General features: G+C 55.5%; 9 protein-coding genes. 2 read left to right on the forward strand and 7 right to left on the reverse strand.

Going from position 1 to position 13398, the window contains the following annotated elements:
• Positions 1–152 precede the first annotated feature (152 nt).
• From DUE52_RS21465 to hemC, 7 genes are all read right to left on the reverse strand, one after another.
• Complete coding sequence (locus DUE52_RS21465; protein ID WP_114408112.1) at positions 153–3311, reverse strand: PVC-type heme-binding CxxCH protein; 3159 nt, start codon at positions 3309–3311, stop codon at positions 153–155.
• A gap of 135 nt (positions 3312–3446) precedes the next feature.
• On the reverse strand, positions 3447–4706 hold the full coding sequence (locus DUE52_RS21470) for a glycosyltransferase 87 family protein (RefSeq protein ID WP_165840987.1): 1260 nt from the start codon (positions 4704–4706) through the stop codon (positions 3447–3449).
• 90 nt (positions 4707–4796) lie between these two features.
• On the reverse strand, positions 4797–5231 hold the full coding sequence (locus DUE52_RS21475) for a hypothetical protein (RefSeq protein ID WP_114408114.1): 435 nt from the start codon (positions 5229–5231) through the stop codon (positions 4797–4799).
• Positions 5232–5268: 37 nt separating this feature from the next.
• Complete coding sequence (locus tag DUE52_RS21480; RefSeq protein WP_114408115.1) at positions 5269–6168, reverse strand: SDR family oxidoreductase; 900 nt, start codon at positions 6166–6168, stop codon at positions 5269–5271.
• Positions 6169–6177: 9 nt separating this feature from the next.
• Positions 6178–6891 carry a peptidylprolyl isomerase gene (locus DUE52_RS21485; protein WP_114408116.1) on the reverse strand — a complete coding sequence of 238 codons (714 nt, stop codon included), beginning with the start codon at positions 6889–6891 and terminating at the stop codon, positions 6178–6180.
• A gap of 95 nt (positions 6892–6986) precedes the next feature.
• Positions 6987–7430, reverse strand: a complete 444-nt coding sequence (locus tag DUE52_RS21490; RefSeq protein ID WP_114408117.1) for a GNAT family N-acetyltransferase — start codon at positions 7428–7430, stop codon at positions 6987–6989.
• 33 nt (positions 7431–7463) lie between these two features.
• The gene (gene hemC, locus DUE52_RS21495; RefSeq protein ID WP_114408118.1) at positions 7464–8387 is read right to left on the reverse strand and encodes a hydroxymethylbilane synthase; all 924 of its coding nucleotides are present in this window, start codon (positions 8385–8387) and stop codon (positions 7464–7466) included.
• Between the two features lie 312 nt (positions 8388–8699).
• Here hemC and DUE52_RS21500 point away from each other — a divergent pair, with 312 nt between their 5' ends.
• Both DUE52_RS21500 and DUE52_RS21505 read left to right on the forward strand, forming a co-directional pair.
• Positions 8700–11846: a SusC/RagA family TonB-linked outer membrane protein gene (locus tag DUE52_RS21500; protein ID WP_114408119.1), complete on the forward strand. Its 3147-nt coding sequence runs from the start codon at positions 8700–8702 to the stop codon at positions 11844–11846.
• 12 nt (positions 11847–11858) lie between these two features.
• Positions 11859–13346 (forward strand): SusD/RagB family nutrient-binding outer membrane lipoprotein, encoded by a 1488-nt coding sequence (locus DUE52_RS21505; RefSeq protein ID WP_114408120.1) that lies wholly within the window; start codon positions 11859–11861, stop codon positions 13344–13346.
• Positions 13347–13398: the final 52 nt, after the last annotated feature.

Genomic DNA, 13398 nt, shown 5'->3' on the forward strand with positions numbered 1-13398 from the left:
AGGGCACGCCGGAGGAACCGGGTGATCCGATTGGCTACAAACATCAGTCCGCTACGCGGCCAATAATCTCATAGTTCGCATTAAATTTTAATCAACCAGGGGAACGGGGCAAAAAGCATCATTCTCACTTTTATCAGGAATAGATTCCGGTTTTATTTTTTCTGACTGGCCTGAATCATCCGGTCCAGTCGGTAGGGCAGCGCGTTGAGAAAAGCGATCAGATGGGCCATCTCGGTCGGATTCAGTTGCTGGTCCAGGCCCGGCGGCATCATCGACAACGTCTGCGGTTCAATAGCGGTGATTTCCGAACGGGCAATTCGTAAACCGGGGGCAGGCCCCAGTTCAATCACGACCGACTCCGGAAGCTGTTCCTTGAGAATGCCTGTATACGACGTATTTTTCGTGACCACCCGGAACGTTTCATACTCGCGGGCAAAACTGGCGCTCGGGTACACGATGGCTTCCAGAATGTCGTGCTGGGAACGGATCTCGCCGATGTTGGTCAGGTCGGGGCCAAAACGCCCGCCTTCGGCTCCCACGGCATGGCAGGTAGAACACGATGCCTTGCCGTAAAACAGTTTCCGGCCTTCGCCCACATCGCCCCCTTGCAACCGGGCTTCCAGGTTTTGCAGGTGAGCCAACCGCTCCGCATGTAAGGACTTTAGCTTGACCAGCAGCGGGGCGGCCTGGGTTTGCACCGAAGCAGGAAACGGCTTCAACAGGTTTTGAAAATCCTGCTCCGGCACATTGTCCAGCCGCCCCGAAACCGCTTGCAGGGCGGTGATCAGTTCCTGGCCGACCCGCTCATCCCGGTTTCCTTCAAAGGCACTCAACAGGGGCGGCAGCAGGAAGGCGTCCGTCTTCCCGATTTGGGTGCGGGCGATCACCAGAAGCTGGTCATTGGTCAGTTCGGCGTGGTTCAGGAGCCGAACCGCCTGCTGGCGCACCGGCGAATCGAACGATGGGCCGAGGTAGGTCAGCAAGCGCTGAAACTCAGTATCCGACAGCGCGGGCGACGACATGATCCGCGCGCTCAGGGCTTTCAGCCGGAAACCAACGGGCGTCTTTTCGGCCTGAACGATCCGGTCCAGGTGCGGATTCAGCACCTTGATCCGCCGGGATTCTATCAATCCCAACACCTGGGAAAGCACCTGCTCATCATTGCTCCGGAGTTGATTTCCCAACTCTTCCACCCACGCGTCCGGCAGCTTCTTCAACGTACATTTCGCCATGACATCCAGCAGCAACCCTTTACGGGCGGAGGTCGTGGCCGCACTTGCCAGTTGCGCGGCTAGAAAGTTCTGCAAAGCGGGTTCCTTGCTAAAGGTCAGCATCAGCTCCCGCACCGAACCGGCGTCGGCATCCGAAAGCGTCCCGTCCTTCATTTTTTTTTCCAGAAAACCGATGACGATGTCCGACCATTCCGGGTGATGAGACGCCACCCAGATACCGGTTTTCTGGAAATCCGTCTCCCGGGCGGCCAGGGCTGCGGCCAGATGCGTTTTTTGAAGCGGGGCACCATCCATCTGATCCAAGGCAATCAGGGCAGCAATGCGGATTTTCGAAGACGGATTTTCCAGCGCCCTGACGAGAAGTTCCGTATTCCTGAGCGTAATGAGCGAATGGACGATGGCATGTCCGACAAACCGGTCGGTGTTGCTCGCGGCTGCGTTCAGCAAGGCCGGGACGGCTTTCTGATCGCCAATCTGACCCAATGCCGTGGCCGCCTGGCGACGAACCGGCAGCGCATCCTTCTGCATCAAGGCGATGAGCTTGTCCACAGCCATCCTGTCTTTGTGCAATCCCAACGCCCGAACGGCTGCCGTACGAACGACACTACTCCGATCCGTCAGTGCTTTATGAACGCCATTCCAGGCCGCAGGCGTATTGATCCGGGACAAGGCAAAAACCGCCGATGCCCGCAACTCCTTGTCTTTTAAGGCAGGCAAAACCGTGAGAAGTGGGTTGACGGCTGCATTTCCGCGTTGGATCAGTTGCTCCATCGCGTTGTCGCGGACGGCGGGTCGGGCGTCGGCAAGGTATTTCAGTAGGGTTTGGGGCGTCTGTTTGGCCAGTGCGAGTTTTTTGCCCCACGCATCGCCCGGCTTGGGCGCACCGGTTTTGCGGATGCGGTAAATACCGCCCTGAACATCCGGTTTAGCAACGCGCGACAGCGGACACCCTTCGATGAACCAGCCGCCCGTAACCACCATCAGCATACTGCCGTCGGCATCCTGAAGCACATCTGTCGGGTGCGAATCCGCGCTGAACGACTTCAAAAAGACTTCATCCACCGTTTTGAACGTGGCACCGTCGGGCGAAAGAATATGCCGCATAATTCGTCCGGTATTGAATTCGGCATTGAACAAGTTGTTCTGATAAGCCGCCCCAAAGCCGACACCCCGGTAGCGCATGATGCCGGAGGGGGCCACGCGGGGCATTTTGGTCATCGTCGGCATCAGGTCGCCGGTCAGTTTCAGGCCATCTTGGGCAATAACGGGGTTCGGCTTGGGGTACGTGCCGCCTTCTACCCAGTGCATGAGGGCGTCGCGCTGCCCATCCTGCGGATCGACAAAATAGGTCATGGTGCCGATGGTTTCGCCCGACGGCATAAAGGCAATTTCAATCGAATTATCAAAACCGCCCCCCGCCATCGACTCCAGGCCGGTTCCGTCGGGGCGGCAGCGCCAGATTCGGGCACTTTTTCCTTTCAGGAGCTTGCCCTCTTTGGTGGTAATTGAAAATCCCCGGCGGGCGTCGGTCAGGTAGAGCCAGCCATCCGGGCCGAAAAAAGGGCCACCCAGGGTGGCTCCGTTGGCGTGCAGCGTCCAGCCCGTCAGGATCACGTCTTTTTTGTCCGAAACGCCATCGTCGTTCGTATCCGTGTACTTCACCAGATTGGGCGATTCGGCCACATACAGGCTACCCTCATAAAATACCCCGCCTTTGGGAAATGGAATGTTTTTGGCAAAAATCCGGCTTTTTTCAAACTGGCCGTCCGCATCGGCATCTTCCAGTAAACGAATGTGATACGACGGTTCGGCCAGCATTTTTTCGGTCCCCATGGTATTGGGGCCGGTTGACTCAAAGACAAAAAGACGGCCGGCGCCATCGAAGCTGGCGAACATGGGGTAGGAAAGTAAATCCGGCGCCACAGCCCGTTCGATGGTAAAACCGTCCGGCACCTGAAAGGCCGGCGTTTCGTTGGGTTTTTGACCCGTTGATCCAATCAGGAACAGGCCCGCCAGAAAAAAGCCCCCGGTCTGGCTCACTCGACGGCCCCACCGGTATGTGCTGGTACGAAGAGACATAGGTATAGCAAAGAAGACTTTTACACACAACAATCTTATTGCATTTCCTGCGTAGACGCAAGCGAGGCCACCCAATCCCGAAATAAAGTATTATTAATCAGCAAAAATGTAGAATCGGCTCCTCCCGGCGGCAGGTTACCCATTCGGATAGAGCGTTGGGGAGAGATTCGGTAGGGATGAAGAGGGGCGTTTTTTTCGCAGAATGTAAACGAAAAAAAAGAGAAAAAAACCGTTTCGCGCTGTCAGCAGCAAAACGCCAAAAACCGTTGGATCAACCAGTTGTCCGTAAAAAACCGGGTAGACCAGCGTGGTCAGTAAGAAAATGAAGCCCATCCATGCGATCTGTTTAACGGGTAGAAAGAGCACAAACGGAAGTAACCAGATCAGGTATTGGGGCGAAAACACCTTGTTGGTACTGATAAAAACCAGCAATGCACCCAGCAAAAACCGAAGCAGACTGTCCGCCGAAACCGTTCCGGTCTGCCCGTATTCGCGCCGGAATCGGAACCAGCCAAGCGCCAGAAGCCCGCTAAAAGCCGCCAGAAAGACTACCGGTAAGGCTTTCAGAACCGGCCCGACCCCACTGGCTTCCAGGTGAAAGGCCCCGTAGTTAAATTCGGTGCTGACCCGCGTTAAATCCGTTAAATGTCCCAGCAAGACCAAGCCTGCGGCCACACTTTCGATTTGCAGTCCCCGCAACTGGTGATACGTTAGAAAGGAAAACACCTGATTACCAGACAGAAGCACAACCGGCAGCAGCACCAGCGCAACCGCAAGACCCGTTCCGGCCACCAGCCGCACCGACGCCCGGTATTGCTGCCCGGCCAGGTAATATACCAGCATAACCGGAACCAGAATAACCGGATATAATTTGGCCATGATGGCCAGACCAATCCACATCCCGGCCAGCAGGGGTTGCTTCTTTAGAACCGCCAGGAGGGCCAGTAAGGTCAGCCAGGCAGGAAAGAGATCATACCGCCAGAATACAAAATCTTTGCTCAGGATGACCAGCAGCAAATAAACCGCCAGGAGTCGCCAGGGGGATAACGATTCGGGCCAAAGCCGGGCCACTTGTTGTAAAGTGAAAGCAATCAGCAGCAGCAATAAAAAGGTTTCCAGCAAATACAGCAGGGAATACGCCCGGTAATCGAGCGTCAGGCCAGCCGTAAGCAGGTGCGGAATTGCCAGCGGCAACAGGGCCAATGGCGGGTATTCGACAGTAAAATCGCGGTACGGTATTTTTCCTTCGGACAGTTGTGTAGAAACCGAAAAATACAATTTCATATCGGCTGGTGGAGCCGTTGCTTTTCGCTGCCACAGTAAAAAACCGTAGCTGAGCAGCAGAATCCCCATCGCCCCGGCGACCCACTTGAAAACCGTTTCCTTAACCTTCACACTGACCATTCGTTAGCACCTGGGCGCAATATACCGGATAACCATTGTTCAACCAATCTCGGACGGTTTTTCGCGGTGCAAAGATTCGGCTCAAATTTGCTTTTTGGTGACGAGCTTGCTGATCGCGGTGCCGTTGATTGAAATGACTTCTTTAGCCTCCATCGCTGGCTCAATGTCGATGGCTCTGAAGTTGACGCTAATCCCTCCTTTCGGCCGAACCAGCACTACCAACCGTTTTTCAGCCCCCGTACCAACTTCCCGAAACTCTTTGATGGTCGCGTATTTGTAGGCATAGCCCTCTTCCAGCGCTGCCGCTTTTTGTCCAAATTTGTCGAACGAAAGATAGGCATGTTGATAAGCCCCCGAAGGCCACCCACCCTTCCCAAATCGAACCGAATCCCCCGCTTTCAGGACAATGCCGCGCTTCGTGGTAACGGGGCCGTCGATGCGTTTGCCCGCAGCCGGTAACTGCGCCAGACTGTTCAGGGAAACGACCGCAAGAACAAAAAACAGGATCCATTTCATACGATTCAGGAAGGGGTTTAGGGTTTACCAACCGATTTTAAATCTGCGCGGCCAGAACCGCAATGCCTTCTTCAAAACTTTTGGGTTCGTAGCCCAATACCCGACGCGGTTTGTCCAGTACAAAACCGGTGCGCGGGGGGCGTTTGGCCGGTTGCGAAAACGTCGACGAATCAGCCTGGGTGATGAGCGACTTATCGAGGTTGAAATAATCGGCGGTTTTGATGGCCATTTCGTAGGGATTCAAAAAGTCCTTCCCGGAAATATTATAAATACCCTCCGCTTTCTGATCGGCAATGAGCCAGCAGCCGAGGGCCAGATCTTCGGCCAGCGTTGGCGTGCGCCACTGATCGGTCACCACTTTAATCGTCTTGCCATCTTCCAGCGATTTCTTCACCCACAGAATAATGTTACTCCGGCTCATGTCGTGGGCAATGCCGTAGACCAGAACCGTCCGGGCAATGGCCCAGCGAATGCCTGAATGAATAACGGCTTTTTCGGCGGCATATTTGCTCCAGCCGTAGAAACTGATCGGGTTGGCTTCGGCTTCTTCGGTATAAGGCCCGGCGGCACCGTCGAAGATAAAATCCGTCGAAACGTGCAACAGGAAGCTGTCGTTGATGCGGCAGGCTTCCACCAGATACTCGACGGCTTTCACGTTCTGCGCCCAGCAGGCGTCTTTCTCCGATTCACACTGATCCACGTTGGTCATGGCCGCCGTATGGATCACCACATCGGGTTTGGTTTCGCCAATTACGTCAAGCACCTGCTGGCGGTCGGTGATGTCCATGGGTTGGTAGGAATACCGGTCCGACTGCGGCAGCCGGTTGGCCCCACGCGCCGTGGCAATGAGTTCCACCTCTGGTTGCTGGGTCAATAAATCGACTAACTTCTGTCCGAGAAGGCCGTTGGAACCGGTAATAAGAATTCGTTTTTTCATAACATTCAATCACTTCCGATAGGTATACCCAAACTGTTTCGTAATTTTTTTCTTCTTCATCCACTCGCCCGAAACCGTCATGCGCAGGTCTTTCAGGGGGCGATTGAGTGGATTGGCGGGTTGTTTGGCCACGCTGTCTACCACGGCTAATCCGTCAATAACCTCGCCAAAAACCGTGTAATTCCCGTCCAGATGCGGGGTTCCGCCCAACGACTGGTAGACCTGTTTCTGCGCGTCGGTTGGCTGTCGTCCTTTCAGTTGGGTGATGCGCTCGGTCTGTTTCTGAAAATTCTCATCGTCCCAAACCCGGCCCTGCACCACGTAAAACTGGCATCCGCTCGATGCTTTTTCGGGATTGTTGTCGCGGGCTGCCGCCAATGCTCCTTTTTTGTGAAACAATTCCGGGACAAATTCGGCCGGGATGGTGTAGCCCACGTCGCCACTGCCCAGCATCTGTTCGGCCTGGGCCGTGCGGGAGTTCGGGTCGCCCCCCTGAATCATAAAATTCTGGATGATTCGGTGAAACAGCAACCCGTTGTAGAACTTTTCCTGGGTCAGCTTGATAAAATTCGCCTTGTGTTTCGGCGTCTGATCGTAGAGAATCAACCGCATAACGCCAAAATCCGTCTGGATCGTCACCAGATAATCCTTGCGTTTGGAAGGCTTCTTCCCCAGAACCGGCTCGGTTAACAGAAAGCAAATAAGGATAACAAATAGTCGCATACGTGGTGTGTTGGTTTGCTCGCCCCCAACCCCCTAAAGGGGGCTTTATAAATTCGGATGCTGAAGCCCCCTTTAGGGGGTTGGGGGCAATTTTATTACAATTTCAACGCAAAGTGGTGACTGACAATATTAAACCGCTTGTTCAGATACAGCCGGTGGGCATCGTAGCGCTGCGGATTGTGGCCCGAATCGAGCGTAACGGCCACACAACCGGCCTTCCGGGCCTCCTCAATCACGAAGTCGAGCAACTGGCTGGCGTAGCCTTTCCCGCGTTGGTCGGGCAGGGTCGACAAATCATCGATGTACAGGGTTTTTCCGCTGAAAAGCAGATTCATGTAGCGGTAACCAATGGCCGCCGGGGCTACGGTTTCGGCCGGATTCTCATCTGACTGATCGACAAAAGCGACCACGTAGCGGTCCTCTTCCTGCAACAAAAAAATCTGTCGGAGCGCCTGTTCTTCGGTCAAATGCGGGCGCAGGGTTACCAGAGCGGGCAGACAACGGCGAAGATCGGCTTCGGTTTGGGCAATTTTAATCATGGGAAACGGTGGCAGATGGCTTGAGCCGACAAGTTACAAGTTTTGGCGAACTGCCCGCAAAATTTCGTCCCCGCCTTTGGCTAATAAACTTTCCGCCAGATCATGCCCAATCTGTTCGGCCTCCGCCAGCGTCCCGCTGAATTGTTCCCGCAACAGCTCCTGGCCGTCCAGACTCACGACGCCACCGGTCAGCGTCAGTTCCTCACCCTGCAAGGTGGCCAGCCCAAAAACCGGGATGCTGCAACCACCTTCCAGCCTCCGCAAAAAGGCCCGTTCGGCTTTCAGACAGGCTTCGGTGGGCGCGTGGTTGGTGAGTTGACGAACCGTGTTGAGTTTATCGATGGGTAAGCTGGTAGCCGCTTCGATGGCCACGCTACCCTGCCCCACGGCGGGCGTAAAATCCTGCGTTGGCAAATATTCAGCAATCAAATCGTCGTATTGCATCCGGTGAACCCCCGCGTAGGCCAGCAGCAACGCATCGCATTGCCCCTCTTCCAGTTTACGCAGACGGGTTTGCAGGTTGCCGCGCATGTCGACGGTGGTGATGTGGGGGCAAAAATGCTTCAGCATGGCCACCCGGCGCGTCGAGGAGGTGCCGACAACAAACGCCCGGCCACCGGTCAGCGACAGGCTTTTGTCGTGGCTCACCAGCACGTCGTTGACCCGTTCGCGCTCCGTGAAGGCGATGATCGCCAAGTCGTTTGGCAGGGACGATTGCAGGTCTTTGGCACTGTGAACGGCGATGTCGATGGTACCGGCGCGAAGCTGGTCTTCCAGTTCCTGCGTAAAAACGCCCTTGCTGCCGATTTTCGACAGTGACCGATCCAGAATCTGGTCGCCTTTGGTTTCGATCAGCACCAGCTCCGACTCCACCTCAGCCGCTTTCAGCAGATCCTGAATGTAATAGGCCTGCCAAAGTGCCAGCCGACTGCTGCGCGTTCCAATTTTTATTTTCATGGGTAAAAACCGTATCTGAAATGAAGTCGGCAAGTTATTCAAGAATTGCTTGCCGACCAACGAAAACGCCGGGCGGGTCTGCAAGCGGTGCGTTCATACTTCACCATTCCTTAATAATTACGGCATCTGCCGGTAACACCCCCCTTATACATTTGCCCCGTCTTTCAATCAACTCACCACACCAGGTTGATTACCAGCCATCTCTTCCTCTACATTCCGTTTAACCAAATTCTCTGATCGACTACCTGATGTATGCTCATCAAGGCGGTTCTGCATTGCATTTACTACCCTAATCATAAACCTAATTTCCGTATGCAATCTACTGTATCACCTATCCATCCGGGCGAACGAAAACCGTTTTGCCGATCCATTCTTTTACTTTTTCTCCTGTTTCACCTCCACATGAGCCTGTTGCCAGCTCAGGCTCTGGCGTTCCAGTCGGAGACCGCCGTGCGCGGAAAAGTTGTCAATGAACAGGGCGAAGCCATGCCCGGCGTCAGTATTCTCGCCAAAGGCACCACCACCGGTACGCTTTCCAACGAAAAAGGCGAATTCAATCTGACGGTTCCGGCGGGTGTTCGAACCCTGATTTTTTCCTTTATCGGGTATCTTTCCCAGGAAGTTCCGGTCACGGGATCCACCGTTCTCACCATTCGGATGAACGCCGTGGCCGGACAACTCAATGAAGTGGTGGTCACGGCATTGGGCGTCACCCGCGAAAAGCGGGCGTTAGGCTACGCCGTGCAGGAAGTGAAGGGCGACAACCTGACCCAGGCCCGGGAAACCAACCTTGTCAATGCGCTCGCCGGGAAAGTCGCCGGGGTCAACGTCACGGCGGGCTCCAATTCCATCGGCGGCTCATCCCGCATTGTGATCCGGGGCGAAACCTCCCTGGCGGGCGACAACCAGCCGCTTTTCGTCGTCGACGGTATGCCGATCAACAACGCCGTCAGTGCATCCGATCAACGGCAAAACATCGATTACGGCAACGGAGCGGCTGAGATCAACCCGGACGACATCGAAACCATCTCCGTGCTCAAGGGGCCGAACGCAGCCGCACTCTATGGTTCGCGGGCGGCCAACGGGGTTATTCTGATCACGACCAAATCCGGCAAAGGAAAAAAAGGGCTGGGCATTTCGGTCAATTCCACCACCTCCTTCGAATCGGCCCTGCGGTTACCCGACTACCAGAATGAATATGGCCAGGGTCGTGGAGGACAGTATAACATCGGCGACGGGGGCCGTAGCTGGGGACCTGCGCTCGACGGCCGGATGGTGGCGGTTCCGGTCAACACCGAGTGGCCTCCCAAAGTGGGCGAAACCGTCCCCTGGGTGCCGTATCCCGACAACGTCAAGGAGTTTTATGAAGTCGGCCGGACCTTGTCCAATAACATTTCGCTTTCCAGCAGCAACGACAACGGCAACTTCCGGGTGTCCTACACCAACCTGGACCAAACCGGCCTTGTGCCCAACACCGCCCAACGCCGACACACGTTTGCCATCAACGGAGCGTATTCGCTGACCGACAAGCTGAAGGTCAATACGTCCGTCAATTACATCTACACGAACAGCAAAAACCGCCCCGTCGTCAGTTATGGAAACGAATCGGTGGTGTATACCTGGATCTGGGAAGGGCGGCAGGTGCGTACCGATAAAATGCGCGACTACTGGGTGAAGGGCCTCGAAGGCATCCAGCCGTTTACCTACAACTACCAGTTCAACGACAATCCGTATTATACGGTATACGAAAACCTGAACGGGCTGATGAAAAACCGGACCACGGGTCAGGTGAACCTCACCTACCAATTTACGCCCGCGCTGAGCCTGCTCGTTCGGACGGGGATGGACATCAGCAACGAGCGCGCCGACCGTCGCCGAACGCCGGGCAGCACGGCTTTTCCGCTGGGGATGTACAGCCAGGACAAAGACTATTTTGAAGAGCGTAACTCGGATTTTTTGCTGGCCTACGACAAAGCAGTCGGGAAAGATTTGCAGGTCAAATTATCCCTGGGCGGGAATCAGATGCGCCAGCGACGGGACGAACTGAGCAGCCGGGCCAATGCGCTGAGTGTTCCGGGCATCTACAATCTGGGGAATTCACAGGTGCCGCTCGTGATCATTCAACGCGATTTTAATTACCGGATCAACAGCCTTTATGCGTTCGGCCAGTTTGCGTATCGCAACGCTTTATTCCTCGACGTAAGTGCCCGCAACGACTGGTCGAGTACGCTCCCCGCCAGCAACAACAGTTATTTCTATCCTTCCGTATCGGCCAGTGCGGTTCTGTCGGATCTTTTCGACCAGGTAAACTGGGGCATTCTGAGCTTTGCCAAGGTGCGGGCGGGTTGGGCGCGGGTCGGCAATGACACCGATCCCTACCGACTGCGGAATGTCTACAACTACGGTTCGCCCTGGCAAAGCAGCCAGGCGGTTTCCGAATCGGCGACGATCAACAACGCCAACCTCAAACCGGAAACCCTCGACACCTACGAACTGGGGGCCGATGTACGGCTGTTTGGCGGACGGCTTGGCCTGGACCTCACCTACTACAACACTGTCAGCCGAAACCAGATCCTGAACATTCCCATCGACCTGACCAGCGGCTACACGTCTCGGTTTTTCAACGCGGGGGTGATCCGCAGCCGGGGTGTTGAAGCCGTGCTCACCACGACGCCCATCAAAACGAGCAGCGGTTTCAAGTGGGATCTCAGCCTGAACTGGTCGACCAACCGGGCGAAGGTGGAAGAACTGGGCGATGGGCTGACCACTTACGAATTGGCGAGTCGCTACGTATCGGTTCAGGCCCGCGTGGGCGAGCGCATGGGCGACATGTATGGCCGGGGTTTTCAACGCGATCCGCAGGGCAATATCATCCACAGCCAGGGCCTTCCGCTTTTTACCAACGAACTGATCAAGGTGGGCAATTACAATCCCGACTGGATGGCCGGTCTTTATAACACATTCAGCTTCAAAGGCTTTACGCTGGGCGGACTGCTGGATTACCGCAAGGGCGGCAGTATTTACTCGTACATGTACGTTCGCGGCAACGAAGCCGGTCAACTGGTCGAATCGCTGCCGGGCCGGAAAGACGGCTACGTCGGTCCCGGTGTGATCAAAAACCCGGATGGCACGTTCCGCCCCAACGACGTGAATGTAACGGCCGAGCGCTACTGGGGTTCCGGGTATTTCAACCCCGAACAATCCACTTTCGACGCCACGTACCTCAAACTCCGGGAGTTGAAGTTTGGGTATGCGCTACCCAACCAACTGGTGCGCAACACGCCTTTCCGCGACATCACGGTGTCGGTGGTGGGCCGCAACCTGGCCCTCTGGACCAAAGTACCGCACATCGATCCGGATGCCACCGGCATCAGTGGCGGCACCATTCTGCCCGGCATCGAGGACATGTCGCTGCCCGCGTCCCGCAGCATTGGTTTCAACGTAAACTTCCGGCTCTAATCTTCAGAAATCATGTTTTCGATTCAAAAAACAACCCTCGTTTCGCTCATTGCCTTCCTGATCGTTTTGCTGACGGGCTGCGAAAAGGACTTTGAACAGGTCAATTCCAACCCCAATAACCCGGAAACCGTCAACCCCGAACTGCTGATGGTCACCATCATTCGGGGTACGGTCAATCAAATGGTCAACGAAGCGTTTTCTACGGGGAATATGGTGGCCCAGTATGCCGCCGAGATTCGTGAACCCAATACCGATCGTTACATCTGGGGCTCATTTGACACCTGGAACAATGGCTACACGATCCTGCGGGACGTCAATAACCTGAAGAAAATTGCGGAAGAACGCAACCTGCCCAATTACAAGGGTATCGCACTGGTTATGAAGTCGCTGATCTACGCCCGGATGACGGATGCCTACGGCGATTTGCCCTATACGGAGGCCCAGAAAGGCAAGGAAACGCAGGCGGTTTATTCTCCCGCGTACGATTCGCAGGAAGTCGTTTATCAGGGTATGCTGAAAGATCTCGCCGAGGCCAATACCCTGCTGACGGCTACCGGTGTGGCCATTCGGAACGACATTCTGTTCAACGGTGACATTGCCAAATGGAAAAAACTGGCCAATTCGCTGCGGATTCGGTTGCTGGTTCGTCAGTCAAAGCGCGTCGATCCTTCGACGGCCCTCCGCGAAATGCTGGCCAGCCCCGCCAATTTCCCCATCATGCAGACCAATGCCGACAATGCTGCGCTGAAATACGTGGAGGCTCCGAATCTGTTTCCCATCACGGGCCAGCGTTCCGGTTTTTTCTTCGACCGCCGGATGAGCAAAACGTTCATCGACCAACTGAACACCATCAGAGACCCGCGCCTGCCGGTTTTTGCGGCTCCCACCACCGAATCGCAGGAAGCGCTGGCGGCTGGCAAAGGGCCATTGCAATGGGTTGGGGTACGCAACGGAGAAACCGACCAGAATCTGGGTAGTAACCTGGACAAAAAAGTGTCGGCACTCAGTGACCAGTATTACCGCGGTCTCCAGACGCCCGTGCCGGCTCAGGGCCTGATCATGACGGTCGCCGAGGTAAAATTCCTGTTGGCCGAAGCCGCCCAGCGGGGCTGGATTACCGGTTCAGCCGAGAGCTATTATTACGACGGCATCAAGGCATCGGTCGAGCAATACCAACTGATTTCCGGCACGAATTTGACGGCGTCGGCGGAGTTCCTGGCCCGACCCGGTGTTGCGTTTAACCCTGCAAATGCCCTGGCACTGATCGGCACACAGAAATGGATCGCGCTCTATTTTACGGACTTACAGGGCTGGCACGAGTGGAAACGAACCGGCTTCCCGGATCTGAAACCGGCTTTTGTCAATAACAACAACGACAAAATCCCGGTCCGCTTCCGCTACCCGACCGCCCAGCAGGTGACCAATCGGGACAGCTATACCGAAGCCGTCCAGCGGCAAGGTCCCGACGACATCAACACCCGCTCCTGGTGGGCGAAATAAAATACCGGGTTGAATGCCCGCTCCGATCGTTAGCCGGAGCGGGTCGTTTTAT

The sequence above is a fragment of the Larkinella punicea genome (assembly GCF_003334855.1).
Lineage (GTDB): Bacteria > Bacteroidota > Bacteroidia > Cytophagales > Spirosomataceae > Larkinella > Larkinella punicea.

Bases quoted from the DNA above. Each gene is read 5' to 3' on its own strand.
- DUE52_RS21465 (WP_114408112.1), bottom strand. From the start codon at position 3,311: ATGTCTCTTCGTACCAGCACATACCGGTGGGGCCGTCGAGTGAGCCAG.
- DUE52_RS21475 (WP_114408114.1), bottom strand. From the start codon at position 5,231: ATGAAATGGATCCTGTTTTTTGTTCTTGCGGTCGTTTCCCTGAACAGT.
- DUE52_RS21480 (WP_114408115.1), bottom strand. From the start codon at position 6,168: ATGAAAAAACGAATTCTTATTACCGGTTCCAACGGCCTTCTCGGACAG.
- DUE52_RS21485 (WP_114408116.1), bottom strand. From the start codon at position 6,891: ATGCGACTATTTGTTATCCTTATTTGCTTTCTGTTAACCGAGCCGGTT.
- DUE52_RS21490 (WP_114408117.1), bottom strand. From the start codon at position 7,430: ATGATTAAAATTGCCCAAACCGAAGCCGATCTTCGCCGTTGTCTGCCC.
- hemC (WP_114408118.1), bottom strand. From the start codon at position 8,387: ATGAAAATAAAAATTGGAACGCGCAGCAGTCGGCTGGCACTTTGGCAG.
- DUE52_RS21500 (WP_114408119.1), top strand. From the start codon at position 8,700: ATGCAATCTACTGTATCACCTATCCATCCGGGCGAACGAAAACCGTTT.
- DUE52_RS21505 (WP_114408120.1), top strand. From the start codon at position 11,859: ATGTTTTCGATTCAAAAAACAACCCTCGTTTCGCTCATTGCCTTCCTG.